We start from the raw sequence: 15,981 nt of genomic DNA on the forward strand, positions 1-15,981 counted from the left end.
CCAGCCACCAAATTTGAGGTTACGATTCACAGCCTCATTGGCCTGCACGGGGGGCGCTTCAACGCCTTCAGTACTACCCGCAATGAAGCGAAATGCTGCTCACGTGATGACCCCATGCATCAAGCGTCCAATCAAGTCGAAAACGGCTTCGATTTCAACCTGAGTACCGAGCATGTCGACAGGCGATTTTGAGCCCAGACCAAGAACTGGAGAGACCATCCATTTCCTCGCAGCCTGAAGATCGCCGTCGAAGAGTTGTCCGGCCAAACGAGTTATTTGCTCTAGGTTCTCCTCGACGCTAATGCTGTTTTCCATACGATGTAGAACCTCAGGTTGTCATCAGCCGGCACAACATGTTGCGCCGCTGATTGTTGCTCGCTATCTGTGGTAACTGTGCGCCCGCAATGCTTGATAGCGACCCTCTCGAATAAACCCCACGCTACACAAGTCCGACTGCGTCCCGGCGTAGTGAAAGAACAGCGTCGAGGCTAGCGGATTTCCGAAATCCACGTCCCGCTAAAATATAGAGTGTATTTCGTGTTTCAAAGAAACAATTTCTAAATGAAACTTTGTAAGTGCTCAGCACCCAATTTCCCGCTGAAAACCTCCCCCTGCTGTCATGGATAATATTGGCAGCATAAAGCACGCTGGGATGCATTCCCAACTGCTCAATTTCATGCGTCTTCTTTGCGGACATCAGCACATCTATAATCATCCACTGCCGCACGACGCAATAGGGTTTATTTACATATCTACTCGCAGCAAACTCAATGAGTTCTACATCAGAGAGATCAGCCCCCGGCATCACTTCTGCAGATCCGTACAGCAACTCACCGAGCTCGTCTAAATCTGAATGCATGGTTGATTAATTATCCTATTACTTTGCTATAACGCCAATGACTTCCCAGGAAGTAAATGGAATCCTAAGTTTAAAATTTTTGCCTTAGTTTAAGATGCTTAACGTAGGCATTGACAAAGGTATATTGACCCAGTAAACGTCACTCAATGATAAGTCCGCCTGGTATGGAGACTACCTCCCTGAGCCTGCCAGCTAACGATGACGTAGACACTTCCAGTAATCGTCTGCACTACTGGATACCCCATTAACGATACTGCGCCCCGTAACGCAGATGTATGAATAGCCGACCCGTCAGCAAAACGGCCACGACTATCGCAATACACGATACCTATGATAACGGGAGGGCTGTAGACAGCATCGAAGAGATAACCTGTTATCGGAATACCAAAATCTAGTTCCATGGCATTCTGAATGCCCATGGGAATACCGTTCATGCAAAGTGCCCTTGGTCGAATTTTATGAACACAAGTGCCCTCTTCATCTATTAGAAGGCAATTCGATGAATAAATAGCGTGTAGCGATCCTACCTAAACGGGACAGTTGTTAGATTTCTAACAGCAAGCTCTCGGTGAATCCCGTCTCCTCCCTTGGATACCCCTTGGGGTTAGAAATCACTCTCGCCCCCTTAAACTTAAGATCTACCGCGTGGTGGGTATGGCCAAAGATCCACAGGTCTATTTCGTTGTCGAAGAGCGGCGACCAGTCGTTTGCGTAAGCAGCATCCAGGTGTGTCCCCTGCTCGTCGACGTCGAGGCAGCTCATGAGAGGAGCATGGTGAGTGACTACCACGGTTTTGCCGTCAAACTGTTTCGCGAGCTCCTGACTTAACCACTTATGGGCAATCTTGTTTCGGCTGACGAGGTCGTCAGGCCGCAGGCGTCGAAAATTTGTACCAGCACGAATTGCCCGGAAATCGTTCATCCGATCCCAACACAACCTCGTGGCCGCTACGGCGTTCCCGGTCGAGCTGTAACCTGTCCATGAGGTCGTGCAAAGAAAACGCGTTTGTTTCCAAATCAGAGCCTCGTTGTCTAGGACGTGCACGTGCGAAGCTGCAGCTTCTCTCATTTTTCGAAGAGTATGGTCAATGTGTCCTCCATAGAATTCGTGATTGCCGCTCACATAAATCACAGGGCAAGTGAAAACCTCATTCGCCCATTTCACTCCACGAGTCTTTGTATCGATATCGCCAGCGAGGACGACCAGGTCGGCGCCAGATGGCGGCGGGTTGAACAAGGAAAATTCGTTATGGAGGTCTGAGTAAATTTGAATCTTCATCGTCGGCGATAAGCTCGGTTTAGCCCTATATTGACATTGGTAGAAATGCCGAATGCCATCAGGTGGCCGACGACTCGGAGGGTGCTTCCATTTCGGGAGAAATCTCAAGAAGGTTCCAATAAATGCATGTTACTACATTTATCGGAACATCGACAGTGTGGCCTTATCCTCGCTTTTGAGGACAACCGTGTGCTGACAGATGAGGTCGCTGCGGCGATCAGAACGATCCGCACAAAACGCGGGGCTGGTTATGAAGACCTGGCCGATGTGAGCGTGCAGCGAAGCATCAGCGCGCTTGAACAGGGCGATGTCAATATCACGCTGGCAAGATTAGCAGAGCTTGCACAAGCCCTAGAATTCGACCTAGTCGCCCTACTTGCTCTTTGCGTTTCTCTGCAGAAATCCGAGCCCCCCGAAGCGACCCTGCGACGGGCTAGTGCCGAGATCGCGTCCTTCTCATCTAAAGGTGGCATTGAGCTTCTAAACACCCACATTGTCGATAGCAAGCTGGTACAGCGGTCACGCGGAAAACCCGGCAATACCTCAAATGCTGCAGCGGTCAAAAAACTCAAGGACGCGGGCTACAGCCAAGCAGACGCGGTGAAACAGTTGGGACTGGCCAAATCTACGGTGCATCGTTACTGGCAGAAAGCCTAGGCCGAGTTGCCCAAAAATCGCACTAACTTTCATTGTCGGCTCATGCATCGATCAGGGCGTTGCATTGGGCAATCATTCAGCTACTCAGATTCCCAAAGTCAACGTGAGCAGACACAGGCGTAGGAAGAAGTGCTTGCAACGACCACATTATCAAGAGGACTGCAGCGCCTGATATCCGGTCGGTAGCATCGACTCCAGTATTGAGCGAAGCCCTACACGGCGCGAGAAGGCTTTTGGCGGTAGCTTGATCGCCTCACGCACAGCTTCAATATCGCCAACCAAAATGACTTGCACCTGGGCTCGGGTTGCTGCTGTGTAGATAAATGTACGGTCTAGGATGCGAGACTTACGTACAGGAACGATGACTCTTTTGAATTGGGATCCTTGGGCTTTGTGAACCGTAATGGAGTAAGCCAGTTCAAGCGAGTCGACGTCGGTGTCCAGGACAAAGTGCTTTACACCCTCGAACCGGGCAATCCCCACTGCTGTTCGAATGCGGGGCTTATCTTCACCGCCCATATTCACCGAGCGGGGCTGATCGAACACCTCTTCGAGCTGGCCAAGAGAGCCATTCTGCAGGTTTCGTTTCCAGTCGTTCGCGGTGTACATCAGGAGATCCCCGACGCATAGTCCAGTCGCCTCGATCTCGCCCGTATCGGCATTCTCAACAAGAAGTTGCTTGTTGTGATCTGAATACATGGTGTGGCAAACACGGTTTATCGTCTCGACACCGGCATAACTGCAGGACTTGGTAGCCGAGAGAATCTGCGTGTTACTCGAATCCTGCTCGTACAGCCTGATCACAGTAGGGATGATCTGGTCATCGCAACATGACAGGAACACAACATCGTCCCCTTCATCGAAACTGAAATCCGGCCATTGACCGTCTCGGATCTGTCTGGATGCCAGCGGGATAGCGGACTCCTTGGCTTGGCGTTTTACCTCAGTCAGTTCCGTAGTCGGTATAGCCCCCAATTCGCAAAGCACGTGGAGGATTAGCCCTGCTCCAATTGGTGGAAGCTGGTATGGATCACCGACAAGAATCACCTGGCAATCCGACGGCAGCTTCTGAACGAGTCTGTAGAACGTAACGAGATCAAGCATCGAGGCTTCGTCAATAATGATGATTGGTGCGAGTCCCATGTCCTTTTCAGTTACCTGCCCTAGGAATCCAGCAATGGTTCGCGCCTCCTCACCCGTAGCCTCGATCATTCGAGCAGTAGCTCGGCCAGAAAGCGCCATTTGAAACCGTGGCCGGCCAGTCGTATCCAGTGCCTTGTAGAGGGCTTTGAGGACAGTGGTTTTCCCTACGCCTGCGCCGCCAGTAATGATGCTGAATCGCTTCGAGAATGACGTAGCAACGGCATCGCGCTGGGCTTGATTCAACCCAAACGCCGGAAGCCCCAAATGAGCCCGCTCATCTTCTTCGAAGCGTGCGATCACGTCGTTCACGTTCACAGGAAACAACTGCGGTTGCAGTGAGGGGATGATGATCAAATCCCGAATGAACTGCGCACAACGCTTTTCCATAATCCAAGAGCCTGGCGCGAATAGCATGGCTCCTACGTTTGCGAGTTCTTTGAATACGAACTGTCCGACCGATGAGCCGGCCAACAGAGCGCTCGCCAATGCCGTGCTGGGAGCGGAATGAGGTTTGATCAGTTGGGTGATCGTTGTGTGTAGATCATTCAACGAGCTGCATGTGTGCCCCTTTTCGGAGGCGCGATAGAGCGACTCCTCAAGTGCCGCAGTCAGCCTACGCGGGTCATCCAGGCGTACGTCAAAACTTTCCCTGGCGATCCTATCGACGTCCGACCAGGCACCGGCAAAGCTGAGCAAACGATAGGGATCGCTGATGAGCGCGGAGATGGTGTTCTTCTTGTGAAAGCGTATGGCTTTCCGGGCGAGGTCTAACGGGATCCGCTTGTTCTGAACAAAGCGTAGTGTCTTCGCATCGCCATCTTCGGCCCAGCGGTTGAACAATCGCTCCCTCACATCGTTGGTCGGAATGATCAGCTCGATTGCCGCGTGATCAGCGTGATCCAGTACCTCGTATAGCCGCTCCCCGAGGGCATCCCACAATCGCGTGGCCTTCACTTCCCCGACGCCTTTGACGTTGTCACCCAGCCACTGAATGACTTGGGAGCCGCTGGGGCGAACAAGATGAATATCCTGGACATCGACTGTCATCTCAGTGACTGCATATGCACCATGAGTCCTCAGGACGGTACTGACTTCACCGTAAACCTCGAAGATGGCACCCACTGCGACATCTGAAAGCTTAGCGATCGCGTCCGGGACTCGAATGACAACCGGGCGTGACCGGTCATTGATGCCCCGAACGATGTCCATTCGATGGCCGAAAGCGATGCACCCCTTCCGGTTAGAGGAGCGAATCTTGGTGATACGAACGCTGACGTTGATCAGTGAGGGCGCGGCGGCATTCATCGCGGCATCCGCCCTGTTTCTTCGAGGAATTCATTCATGAGCGTGTGGCGCTCCAGCATCTGTTTGGCAGCACTAAGCTCTGCACGCAGCGCCGCGTTTTCCTGCTCCAGCGAGTTCCGCCGCTGAGCATCCTGACGTCGCTGTTTTGCATCGGCATCTCTCAGCGGAGGTTCCGCTTTCAGCCCAGCAGGCAGCGAAGCTACTAGCGGAGGTAATACGCCTGCGGCCCTGAGCTCGGTTTCAAGATTTTCTAGTGCATTACGAATGGCTGGGTTCTGCGTGAGCGCACTTTTCCCAAACCCGCACTCCTTTGCGATCTCGATGCGCTTCAGCTTGCCCTTATGGACGTACTCTCTGAAGTCGCCATCAGACTTAGAGGCCGCCCAGGCGAGGAAAGCCGCAAAGTTCTCTTCAGCAATCTGTTGTCCGTTGGCCATCAGGATTCCGCCTCCGACGAGTCACGGTCAACAAAAGGCAGCGGTGCATCCAGCTTTTCTGCGGACACGTTGAATTTATGGGCGTTGTACTGCCAGCGAATAAAACGCTCCAGAAGCTGATTGTTTTCACGCTGTAGGCGGTTGTTCTCGGCCTCCAGGCGGCGAATTCGCTGCTCAGCAATACTCAGGCTCGCAGGACGCTTGGTAGATACAAACCCGGACTTCAGCCGGTTCTTCTGGTGCGTGAACGCATTTTTGATGCGTTCGTGAGCGTTTAATGTTTGCCGCGTAGGCCGCGTCCCAATCAGAGGCTCAACCGCATCGCAAAGGGCTTCCCACCCAAGCTTGCCTTCCCAGCTGTCGATCAACCCGACGATGAGATCGAGATCTTTTGTACTTAGATGCTTGGCCATACCTTAAGCCCCCAGAAGAGCACGAAGCTCATCCAAATCGGGCTCGTTGCGTTTCGGCGCTGGCAGGCTCGGAGCTGTTGAACGAGCTGCGATAGCGCGCTTGAGCGGACTGAACTCCTGATCACTGTTCAGCCGAACGATAGTGCCGTCCGGGACATCTTTTGAGCTCAAAATCTCGACAAGCTGATCGGCTTTTTCAAGGGTTTTGATCTGATGCTGACTCCAGCGATCGGCACCATAGATTCCGTCTTCGTTCGCAGCCTGCGCCTTTGAAAGCTGAAGACGAATGTTGTCTCGAAAATCTTTGAGTCTTCCGTACTTTGCACTTTCACCCTTTACACATGCGTGTTCGGTGCAATTCAAACAGTCCAGGTGCTTCTGACAAGGCAACATCGAGTAGTCATGAACGCAGTACCCAAAGATTGTCACGTGCGCGATTCCTTCACCGATAGCCTCAAGATCAGCCAGAGTGACGGGAAGGTTCTGCCTGCTCTTTTCCAAGGGGACACCAATCCCCATCTCTCTCGCCCTTGCGACATGCTCCTCATCGGTCATGTGGTTATAAGTCGCGTTTTGATGGATGTTTTGTCGTCCCGACCATTTAGCGATGTACAGCTGCCCAAGGTCGCCCTGTTGCGCCTTGGTGTTCAAGTAATGCCGAATCTGGTGAGACTTCATGGAAATGGGTGAGCCATCGGGATCTCTGTACCCGTAGCGCTCCCAGATGCTTCGCTCCTGACCGTCGATGTAGTTGATATCAGTCTGGAACGTACTCTTTCCGGGCGCCCAGACGATCACTGGTCGCGCTGGGAAATCCATCCGCAGCTCGTTTTGACGGAAGCAGCACAGGGCTTCCGAGTATTTGATGTGCCGCTCTTTGTTCAGCCACGGCCACCCCTTCGGCAATTTGCTACGAAGGAAACCATTGAGGAATCGCAGCGTGACGTGGCCATTCTCAGCGAAATAGGCTTTGAAAGGCTCATAGGACTCCAATCCCCTCATCAACGCTTGGCGTGGACGCTCACCTGGTGTCAGCCCCAACGCAATACATGCTTGTTCTGCCGTCAGCGGTTGATCTTCACCAACATTTGGACAGTCTTCATGTCGGTAGAACTCATTTGGATGAGTCTCCAACCAAGAGGCAAGCGCCCGGCCTGGTGCGGACAGTTCCGTCAGCCGCCGGACGGCCTCCTCGGCGATCTGTACGAAGGCTGACGAGACCCATTTGATGTCGGATCTGTATCCCTTGCCCGCATAGAACCTGAGCCCCAGACGTTCGATACCGTCGCTGTCGACCTCTCGATGGAGACAGCTCAAAGGAAGGTCTTCAACTTCTGAAATCCGAGATGGCGCGCACATACAGAGTGCAAAGATAGAGGTCGTGAAACGATCTCGCGGATCCTGCAGATCATTGGCGAACATTTCGCCCATTGCCTCAAGACGGCTAACGGCGGGCAGTTTCTCTTCTCTCTTCTTCTTAGCGACCGGGTTGTTGCTGTGAATCTCTTTCGGTTTTTTAAACGGGCTTTTCCATACCAGTGGAGCCGCAATGATTTTGCTTTCGTTCAAAAATTCAACGAGCTTCACCAGGCTAATACCTGCTTGATAGTCACTCGCCTCATAGGTGCCAGCGACTTTACCTGCTGCGTCTAACACACTGAGATCGGTGAGCGTAATGTCAGCAGTGCCATAAACCTCAAGGAGTGCTGCCTCAATGCAGCGAATCGCTTTGAATTCATTCTTGAGTTTGACAGGGTTATGCCCTTGCTGATATCGCACATACGCTTTAGCAAACGACATAATGCCCGGATCCAGGAGCTGTTCCGGTGTGTAGCCTCGTGATGGAGCTCCCTTCTTTGTGAAATTGCCCACGCCCGGCCAAGCGTGGCTATACCAATCGAGATTGGCGCCGAAGACTGTGAGTTGATCACGACATAAACGCACGAACTCTGCGAGGTTTTGCTGGCTGGTGGCCTGCGCTTTGGGCACAAACTGGAAAATATTAGACATTGGCGGCCTCGCTCTTCATTGCCTTGCAACGGGTCACCACATCACTGACGGCCAGAATAAGCCTGTCGTTTACCGAAGCGATCTTCAAATCGCCTGTGCTTGCAAAGATGTTGTCTCGATCGCTGATGAGTTGATCCAACACAAACTCATGAGGCCCATCAAGCCATGGCTCGAAATGAGAGCAGGTGTAGCAAGCAATAGGTGCAAGAGCACCACAAAACCCGAAGCTGCCACAGCTACCAACATTACCGCCGCCGCTGCAAATCCGGCTTGAACGATCTCCCCCGCGACGGGCCTTGCTTTCGTCGGTAACCAACACGCCCTGAAAGGCCTGTGCGAGCGGAGCCAGTTGCAGAGCGACTGCCTTGTCGATGTGTTTAACGATCTCAGGAATGTTCCTGACATAGACGCCGGTATTCTGGATGTCCGAGTGATCAAGCGCTTCGGCAATGATGTACTCGCCCCGGCCTTCCCTGGCCAAGTTTGTTCCGAGGGTGTAGCGGAAGCGATATGCATTCAGGTGTGTCGTCCCGCCCGTGCGTTCGCTGATGACATTAATTATGTTCTTTACAAATGTCATCGTCTGGCCCACCTCAATGATGAGCGCATGTAATTCATCGCCCTCCAGCAACACTTCAAGATTATTCTTGGCTTCATGCTGCCGAGGGCCTGGAAATAGTGGCAATTCGCGCTGTAGCCGAGCAGGAATAGGCTCCTCGACTATCTCACTGAAAGATTGACGAATAGCTTCAGCCTGGGACTGAAGAAGCAACCACAGATCCTCTACAATTCGAAACTTGTTGAAGGAAGATCGCCATTTACCGTGCCTTTGTTTTCCTCGTGGAAAATTGATGAAGTATTTGCCTTCAATTTCAACCAAGTCTTTGATCTTGAGTGACGTAATTTGGATTGGCCGACGCCCTGTCATAGCTAGAGTCATTGCGTAGCAAGTATCACGCAACGTAAGCCGACCTTCCGCATAACATTCAACCACTCCGGAGACGATTCCCTGCATCTCGATATCTGTCAGAGGCCCGCTCTCCGGACACATCGACTGAACTGCGTACCCCTTTTCATTCCCCTTGATTTTCCATTTTTCCATCATGGCTAAGGTTTCAGATGGGATGCCCGGATAGCCCAAACTGATCCAGCTTCGGATGAATGCGCGAACCGAACTCAATTCCGACTCATCTTTTTTCCCTAACTGATCACGATAGGAAATCATAGATGCAGAACTAAAGAGTGAAGAAGCTGAAGTCGATTGAAAATATCCTTTCAGCCTGTAGAACAACGCCATCGTGTATGCACCAGAGCAGGTTTCGCCATAAATGGCCAATACTTGCTTGAAGCTCTTTAGCAAATCCTCACCCAGCCATTCTGGCAGCGAGTCCAAATAAAATGCTTTGTCCTTGTTTAGCTTCCAATAGTTTGAATAGATCTCTACTTCATAATCGTCCTTGGACAAGAAATGAGTACGTTCATAAGGTACGACACAGGCGTTATCATTCATGATCATCAGAAGGTTTCCCCAAGTGTTTGTTTTGCAGCCCGATCGCAGCTTCTCCTGCCGCCTCTTTGATATGCCGCTTGTTGTATGTCGCCGCCGTGCCTGAAGTTTCACTCCACCCCATGAGATAACTTCGCATCTTGCCTTCAAACTCGGGCGCCCTGCCCTGCTCTTCACATCGTTTGGAAAAAATGTAATTCCAATGATGGCGAAGCGCGTGCGTATGTAGCCCTGCCGTTTCATCGCTCAACGTTGAAAGTGTCGCAATGAATTTGCCAAAGCCGGAGTTGGAAAGAGGCCACCCCTGTGAGATACCCGAGCGATGAGTCACGAACAGATAGCCGTGCTTCCTGGCACCAGGAACCTTGGCGCGATATCCGGAGACGTACTCGCGAATACGATCCATGAGCTCAGGAATCAGCGGGATCGTTCGCTCTCGGGTTTTCGCAACAGGCTGATAGATTCGCGAGTCGCCCGCCGAGTCAGGTCGACGAACTACTTTGACCGTGCCCTTGGCGAAATCGAAGTCTTCGATCTTGAAATTGAGCAGCTCGCCTCTACGTACTCCAGTCATACGCAACAGAGTAAACATAAGCGCATTTCGCATCTGGAGCCCGTAATCACTCACCGGGTTCGCCTCGCTGCCAGGCCTGATGATCTGCTCGATCGAATCCAACAGTGCGTCCTCCAAGCGTGCTGTAGAGCGATCATCCTCAATCTTTTCGCCCATTTTTGGCCGGTTGGCTTTGATTCGAGCAACCATCGCCGCGATTTCCTTCCCGCTCGTGGCCGTTGCCGGATGCAACCTCTCAGCAATGAATCCCAAATAATCCGCAGCCACGGACATGCGGTTGTATTGCGTTTCTTTTCCCACTCGCTTTGGCCGGCCCTTGATAGGCACAACCTTTCCTTCTTTCGGTCGGGTTTCTACGAGAGGCTTCTGCATGAAGTCTCTGAGGGAGTGAATTTCATGAGCCGCAAGCAGTTCGCTTCGCTTAAAACGCGACTCCATGCTGAAGCCGTAATAGCGCTCCCACGCACAAACCACTTTGATCGCACTGAGCACGTGATTGATTGTGTTGATTGAGAGAGACGCACCTCGGATCGACGCGGTGATATAGAGCGCTGGGTAGTAAAGCGGCATGCCGGTTTCGTCGACAAGGATGGAAAATCTCTCTCCTGAATCGGCTTGAAACCGTCTGATCGATAGCTGCATAAAGCCCCCCTGAATTCTTTACTTAAATTCAAGGTATGAGGCTAGTAAAAAGTCGTCAACTTATTTTTTACACCCCCAAAACGAAGAAACCCCCGCTAAGCGGGGGTCTCCAAGAGAAACTTTACAGAAAAGTCTCTGCGGGGGGCTAGAACGGAATATCGTCATCAAAGCTGTCGAAATCCGGAGCCGGTTGCGGCGCGGCCTGTTGTGGGGCCGGGCGCTCGCGCTGTGGCTGCGGCGCCGATTGCGGGCGCGGTGCCTGCTGACGTGGAGCCGACTGCTGGTAGTTGTTGCCACCCTGCTGCTGGTCACCCTGTGGACGGCCGCCCAACAGTTGCATGGTACCCTGCATGTCGACCACGATTTCAGTGGTGTAGCGCTTGATGCCGTCTTTTTCCCACTCACGCGTCTGCAGCTTGCCTTCGATGTAAACCTGCGAACCCTTGCGCAGGTATTCGCCGGCGATCTCAGCCACTTTGCCGAACATCGACACGCGGTGCCATTCGGTCTTCTCGACCTTCTGGCCGGTCTGCTTGTCGGTCCACTGCTCGCTGGTCGCCAGACTCAGGTTGGTCACGGCGTTGCCGTTAGGCAGGTAGCGAACCTCGGGATCCTGGCCGCACGTACCGACCAATATGACTTTGTTAACCCCACGGGCCATAACGTTCTCCTAGGCTTCGCACGCTGTCGGGGCCGGGTTGTTCACCAGGCGCTCGAGGGTCGCACGATCCAATAATTCGGTGTCCAGTTTGATATAAACGGCCGCCTCCTCGGCGACCACCACTGCATCGGTTACGCCAACGACGGCCCTGAGGCGCTCGGCCAGGCCTGCTTCGCGCATGGCTTCGGGCGACAACGGCAAGCGCAGGCTCGTCACATACGGCGGTTCACGCATGGTAACAGCAAAGGCCAGCCAAAGTGCAGCCAGCGCGGCGCATCCCAGGAACACAACCGACAAACCGCCATGCTGGAACAGCCAGCCACCGAGAATCCCGCCCATCGCCGAACCCAGGAACTGGCTGGTGGAGTAAACCCCCATTGCCGTGCCCTTGCCGCCCGCCGGTGAAACCTTGCTGATCAGCGACGGCAGCGACGCCTCCAGCAGATTGAACGCGGTGAAGAACACCACCGTTCCGATCACCAGGGCCCGCAGGCTGTCACCGAACTGCCAGAAGAATAGCTCAGTGAGCATCAGCGTCACGACGGCGCCGAGCAGAACTCGTTTCATTTTGCGTCGCTTCTCGCCATAGATGATGAACGGGATCATGGCGAAGAACGAAATCAGCAGCGCCGTCAGGTAGACCCACCAATGCTGCTCCTTGGGCAGACCGGCCTTCTCGACCAAGGCCAGCGGCAAGGCGACGAAACTGGACATCAGCATGGCGTGGAGCACGAAGATGCCCAGGTCCAGGCGCAGCAGGTCCGGGTGTTTCAGCGTCGGGATCAGCGCCTGGCGCGCCACCCCGGATTCACGGTGCTGCAGCGGTCCGGTGGCGCGGGGTACCATGAACACCACGATCAGGATACCCACCAGCGCCATGCCACCGGTTACCAGGAACAGCCCCGACAAGCCGAAGGCACGGGTCAGCAAGGGACCGACGACCATGGCGACGGCGAACGACAGACCGATGGTCATGCCGATCATGGCCATGGCCTTGGTCCGATGCTGCTCCCGGGTCAGATCCGAGAGCAAGGCCATGACGGCGGCGGAAATCGCCCCCGCGCCTTGCAGGATCCGTCCGGCGATCACGCCCCAGATCGAGTCGGCGTTGGCCGCCAGCACACTGCCAAGGGCAAAGACGATCAGTCCCAGGTAGATCACGGGACGCCGGCCGATGCGGTCGGAAATTATCCCGAACGGGATCTGGAAAATGGCCTGGGTCAGGCCATAAGCGCCAATCGCCAACCCGATCAGGGCCGGCGTTGCGCCCGCCAGGTCCATGCCATAGGTCGCCAGCACCGGCAACACCATGAACATGCCCAGCATACGGAAGGCGAACACCAGGGCCAGACCGCTTGCCGCCCGGGTCTCGCCGCCACTCATGCGCTCGCTGTGTGGATCGTGCATGGAAAAACCTCATCTGAACCGGCGGCGATTCTACCAGTCCCATCGATTGAGGGGGTATATCGCGACTGTTTGACGCGCAGTCTTCATGTATGGCTGCCATCGCACGCTCGATAGTGTTTATCCATCCAGTATTTGCCCGTATACTCCTACGTTTTCGACGCCCGCCGAGCGAGGCCATTTTGGACAAGATCCTGATTCGTGGGGCCCGTACCCACAACCTGAAGAACATCGACCTGACCCTGCCACGGGACAAACTGATCGTCATCACCGGCCTGTCCGGATCCGGCAAATCATCGCTGGCCTTCGATACCCTTTACGCCGAAGGCCAGCGACGCTATGTCGAATCGCTATCGGCCTACGCCCGGCAGTTCCTCTCGATGATGGAAAAACCGGACGTCGACACCATCGAAGGTCTGTCGCCGGCGATCTCCATCGAACAGAAGTCGACTTCCCATAACCCGCGCTCGACGGTCGGCACCATCACCGAAATCTACGACTACCTGCGCCTGCTGTATGCGCGGGTCGGCATTCCCCGCTGCCCCGACCACGACATTCCCCTGGAAGCCCAGACCGTCAGCCAGATGGTCGACCTGGTTCTGGCCCAGCCGGAGGGCAGCAAGTTGATGCTGCTCGCACCGGTCATTCGCGAGCGCAAGGGCGAGCACCTGCTGGTCTTCGAAGAACTGCGGGCCCAGGGCTTCGTGCGGGCCCGGGTCAATGGCAAGCTCTGCGAACTGGACGAACTGCCGAAACTGGACAAGCAGAAGAAACACTCGATCGATGTGGTGGTTGACCGCTTCAAGGTCCGCGCCGATCTGCAACAGCGGCTGGCCGAATCTTTCGAGACCGCGCTGAAACTGGCTGACGGCATCGCCCTGGTGGCGCCGATGGACGACGAGCCCGGCGAGGAAATCATCTTCTCGGCGCGCTTCGCCTGCCCGGTCTGCGGCCATGCCATCAGCGAGCTGGAACCCAAGCTGTTTTCCTTCAACAACCCGGCCGGCGCCTGTCCGACCTGTGATGGCCTGGGGGTCAAGCAATTCTTCGACACCAAGCGCCTGGTCAACGGCGAACTGACCCTGGCCGAAGGCGCGATTCGCGGCTGGGACAGGCGCAACGTCTATTACTTCCAGATGCTCGGGTCGTTGGCAGCCCATTACAAGTTCAGCCTGGACAAGCCATTCAACGAACTGCCCGCCGACCAGCAGAAATACATCCTGCATGGCAGCGGTTCGCAGAACGTCGATTTCAAATACCTGAACGACCGTGGCGACATCGTCAAGCGCTCCCATCCATTCGAAGGCATAGTGCCGAACCTTGAGCGGCGCTACCGCGAGACTGAATCGGCCAGCGTGCGCGAAGAGCTGGCCAAGTTCCTCAGCACCCAGCCCTGCCCTGATTGCCGCGGCACCCGTTTGCGTCGCGAGGCGCGGCATGTATGGGTTGGCGAGAAGACACTGCCGGCAGTGACCAACCTGCCCATCGGCGACGCCACCGATTACTTCGCCGGCCTGAAACTCACCGGCCGCCGGGGCGAAATTGCCGACAAGATCCTCAAGGAAATCAGCGAGCGCCTGCAATTCCTGGTCAACGTCGGACTGGATTACCTCACCCTCGACCGCAGCGCAGACACGCTGTCCGGCGGCGAAGCCCAGCGTATCCGCCTGGCCAGCCAGATCGGCGCAGGCCTGGTGGGGGTCATGTACATCCTCGACGAGCCGTCCATTGGCCTGCACCAACGGGACAACGACCGATTGCTCGGAACTCTCAAGCACCTGCGGGACATCGGCAACACGGTGATCGTGGTCGAGCATGACGAAGATGCGATCCGTCTGGCCGATTACGTCGTGGACATCGGCCCGGGGGCCGGTGTGCACGGTGGGCATATCGTCGCCCAGGGCACCGCCGCCGAAGTCATGGCGCACCCTGACTCCCTGACCGGCAAGTATCTGTCGGGACGAGTGAAGATCAAGGTCCCGGCCAAACGAACGCCGCGCAACAAGAAGCTGTCGCTGACCGTCAAGGGCGCCCGCGGCAACAATTTGCGCAACGTCGACCTGGAAATCCCGATTGGTCTGCTGACCTGCGTCACCGGCGTATCCGGCTCCGGTAAATCGACGCTGATCAACAACACCCTGTTTCCCCTCAGCGCCACGGCCCTGAACGGCGCGACCACCCTGGAAGCCGCCCCCCACGACAGCATCAAGGGGCTGGAGCACCTGGACAAGGTCGTCGACATCGACCAGAGCCCGATCGGCCGTACACCGCGCTCCAACCCGGCGACTTACACCGGATTGTTCACGCCGATCCGCGAATTGTTCGCCGGTGTGCCGGAATCCCGTTCCCGGGGTTACGGTCCGGGACGGTTCTCGTTCAACGTCAAGGGTGGGCGTTGCGAAGCCTGCCAGGGTGACGGCCTGATCAAGGTGGAGATGCACTTCCTGCCGGACATCTATGTGCCTTGCGATGTGTGCAAGAGCAAGCGCTACAACCGCGAGACCCTTGAGATCAAATACAAGGGCAAGAACATCCACGAAACCCTCGAGATGACCATCGAGGAGGCCCGGGAGTTCTTCGACGCAGTGCCAGCCCTGGCGCGCAAGCTGCAGACATTGATGGATGTCGGCCTGTCGTACATCAAGCTCGGCCAATCGGCAACGACGCTGTCCGGCGGTGAAGCCCAGCGGGTCAAGCTGTCCCGCGAGTTGTCCAAGCGCGACACCGGCAAAACCTTGTACATCCTCGACGAGCCGACCACCGGTCTGCACTTCGCTGATATCCAGCAATTGCTCGACGTGTTGCATCGGCTTCGCGACCACGGCAACACCGTGGTGGTCATCGAGCACAACCTGGACGTGATCAAGACGGCCGACTGGTTGGTAGACCTGGGGCCGGAAGGTGGCTCCAAGGGCGGCCAGATCATCGCAGTGGGTACGCCTGAGCAGGTGGCGGGGATGAAGCAGTCCCATACAGGACACTACCTGAAGCCGTTGCTGGAACGTGATCGGGACTGATCAATTCCCGAGCATGAAAAAGCCCCTGTCATCTCATCAATGACAGGGGCTTTTGCTTCTCTGTGGTAGCGAGC

The 15,981-nt window shown here is 55.1% G+C and carries 13 protein-coding genes; 2 read left to right on the plus strand and 11 right to left on the minus strand.

All coding sequences use genetic code 11. The annotated features are described in order from the left end of the window. Positions 1–99: 99 nt before the first annotated feature. The 3 genes from AD665_RS06540 to AD665_RS06545 form a co-directional block, all read right to left on the minus strand. On the minus strand, positions 100–315 hold the full coding sequence (locus tag AD665_RS06540) for an antitoxin Xre/MbcA/ParS toxin-binding domain-containing protein (RefSeq protein ID WP_053191444.1): 216 nt from the start codon (positions 313–315) through the stop codon (positions 100–102). 124 nt (positions 316–439) lie between these two features. Further along, positions 440–859, minus strand: coding sequence for a DUF6957 family protein (locus AD665_RS27320; protein ID WP_057434205.1), 420 nt, complete (start codon positions 857–859; stop codon positions 440–442). A gap of 543 nt (positions 860–1,402) precedes the next feature. Further along, the gene (locus AD665_RS06545; protein WP_053191446.1) at positions 1,403–2,137 is read right to left on the minus strand and encodes a metallophosphoesterase; all 735 of its coding nucleotides are present in this window, start codon (positions 2,135–2,137) and stop codon (positions 1,403–1,405) included. 126 nt (positions 2,138–2,263) lie between these two features. Between AD665_RS06545 and AD665_RS06550 the strand changes: the two genes are divergently transcribed. After that, positions 2,264–2,794 carry a transcriptional regulator gene (locus AD665_RS06550; RefSeq protein WP_231995013.1) on the plus strand — a complete coding sequence of 177 codons (531 nt, stop codon included), beginning with the start codon at positions 2,264–2,266 and terminating at the stop codon, positions 2,792–2,794. 150 nt (positions 2,795–2,944) lie between these two features. Here AD665_RS06550 and AD665_RS06555 read toward each other — a convergent pair whose 3' ends face one another. The 8 genes from AD665_RS06555 to AD665_RS06590 all read right to left on the minus strand — a co-directional run bounded on the left by AD665_RS06555 (position 2,945) and on the right by AD665_RS06590 (position 12,893). After that, positions 2,945–5,242 (minus strand): ATP-dependent DNA helicase, encoded by a 2,298-nt coding sequence (locus tag AD665_RS06555; protein WP_053191448.1) that lies wholly within the window; start codon positions 5,240–5,242, stop codon positions 2,945–2,947. Beyond that, positions 5,239–5,679: a VPA1267 family protein gene (locus tag AD665_RS06560; RefSeq protein WP_053191451.1), complete on the minus strand. Its 441-nt coding sequence runs from the start codon at positions 5,677–5,679 to the stop codon at positions 5,239–5,241. Before AD665_RS06560 ends, AD665_RS06555 begins: the two co-directional genes overlap by 4 nt. After that, positions 5,679–6,092, minus strand: a complete 414-nt coding sequence (locus AD665_RS06565; RefSeq protein WP_053191453.1) for a hypothetical protein — start codon at positions 6,090–6,092, stop codon at positions 5,679–5,681. The genes AD665_RS06560 and AD665_RS06565 overlap by 1 nt, the downstream gene beginning before the upstream one ends. A 3-nt stretch (positions 6,093–6,095) precedes the next feature. Beyond that, on the minus strand, positions 6,096–8,102 hold the full coding sequence (locus tag AD665_RS06570) for a hypothetical protein (protein ID WP_053191455.1): 2,007 nt from the start codon (positions 8,100–8,102) through the stop codon (positions 6,096–6,098). Next, positions 8,095–9,618: a site-specific integrase gene (locus AD665_RS06575; protein ID WP_053191457.1), complete on the minus strand. Its 1,524-nt coding sequence runs from the start codon at positions 9,616–9,618 to the stop codon at positions 8,095–8,097. Before AD665_RS06575 ends, AD665_RS06570 begins: the two co-directional genes overlap by 8 nt. Further along, a complete protein-coding gene (locus AD665_RS06580; RefSeq protein WP_053191459.1) occupies positions 9,605–10,825 on the minus strand; it encodes a tyrosine-type recombinase/integrase in 1,221 nt (406 codons plus the stop codon). The genes AD665_RS06575 and AD665_RS06580 overlap by 14 nt, the downstream gene beginning before the upstream one ends. A 145-nt stretch (positions 10,826–10,970) precedes the next feature. Then, complete coding sequence (locus AD665_RS06585; protein WP_024778338.1) at positions 10,971–11,486, minus strand: single-stranded DNA-binding protein; 516 nt, start codon at positions 11,484–11,486, stop codon at positions 10,971–10,973. A gap of 9 nt (positions 11,487–11,495) precedes the next feature. Further along, positions 11,496–12,893, minus strand: coding sequence for an MFS transporter (locus AD665_RS06590; RefSeq protein ID WP_024778337.1), 1,398 nt, complete (start codon positions 12,891–12,893; stop codon positions 11,496–11,498). 179 nt (positions 12,894–13,072) lie between these two features. On the opposite strand from AD665_RS06590, the gene uvrA reads away from it, so the two are divergent. Then, positions 13,073–15,907, plus strand: a complete 2,835-nt coding sequence (gene uvrA, locus AD665_RS06595) for an excinuclease ABC subunit UvrA (RefSeq protein ID WP_024778336.1) — start codon at positions 13,073–13,075, stop codon at positions 15,905–15,907. The last annotated feature ends 74 nt before the right edge of the window (positions 15,908–15,981 follow it).

It is taken from the genome of Pseudomonas corrugata (assembly GCF_001269905.1).
In the GTDB taxonomy this organism is placed as follows: Bacteria; Pseudomonadota; Gammaproteobacteria; order Pseudomonadales; family Pseudomonadaceae; genus Aquipseudomonas; species Aquipseudomonas corrugata.

What these genes read in the sequence shown, in the direction of transcription:
- AD665_RS06540 (WP_053191444.1), bottom strand. Translation starts at nt 315, where the DNA reads ATGGAAAACAGCATTAGCGTCGAGGAGAACCTAGAGCAAATAACTCGT.
- AD665_RS27320 (WP_057434205.1), bottom strand. Translation starts at nt 859, where the DNA reads ATGCATTCAGATTTAGACGAGCTCGGTGAGTTGCTGTACGGATCTGCA.
- AD665_RS06545 (WP_053191446.1), bottom strand. Translation starts at nt 2,137, where the DNA reads ATGAAGATTCAAATTTACTCAGACCTCCATAACGAATTTTCCTTGTTC.
- AD665_RS06550 (WP_231995013.1), top strand. Translation starts at nt 2,264, where the DNA reads ATGTTACTACATTTATCGGAACATCGACAGTGTGGCCTTATCCTCGCT.
- AD665_RS06555 (WP_053191448.1), bottom strand. Translation starts at nt 5,242, where the DNA reads ATGAATGCCGCCGCGCCCTCACTGATCAACGTCAGCGTTCGTATCACC.
- AD665_RS06560 (WP_053191451.1), bottom strand. Translation starts at nt 5,679, where the DNA reads ATGGCCAACGGACAACAGATTGCTGAAGAGAACTTTGCGGCTTTCCTC.
- AD665_RS06565 (WP_053191453.1), bottom strand. Translation starts at nt 6,092, where the DNA reads ATGGCCAAGCATCTAAGTACAAAAGATCTCGATCTCATCGTCGGGTTG.
- AD665_RS06570 (WP_053191455.1), bottom strand. Translation starts at nt 8,102, where the DNA reads ATGTCTAATATTTTCCAGTTTGTGCCCAAAGCGCAGGCCACCAGCCAG.
- AD665_RS06575 (WP_053191457.1), bottom strand. Translation starts at nt 9,618, where the DNA reads ATGATCATGAATGATAACGCCTGTGTCGTACCTTATGAACGTACTCAT.
- AD665_RS06580 (WP_053191459.1), bottom strand. Translation starts at nt 10,825, where the DNA reads ATGCAGCTATCGATCAGACGGTTTCAAGCCGATTCAGGAGAGAGATTT.
- AD665_RS06585 (WP_024778338.1), bottom strand. Translation starts at nt 11,486, where the DNA reads ATGGCCCGTGGGGTTAACAAAGTCATATTGGTCGGTACGTGCGGCCAG.
- AD665_RS06590 (WP_024778337.1), bottom strand. Translation starts at nt 12,893, where the DNA reads ATGCACGATCCACACAGCGAGCGCATGAGTGGCGGCGAGACCCGGGCG.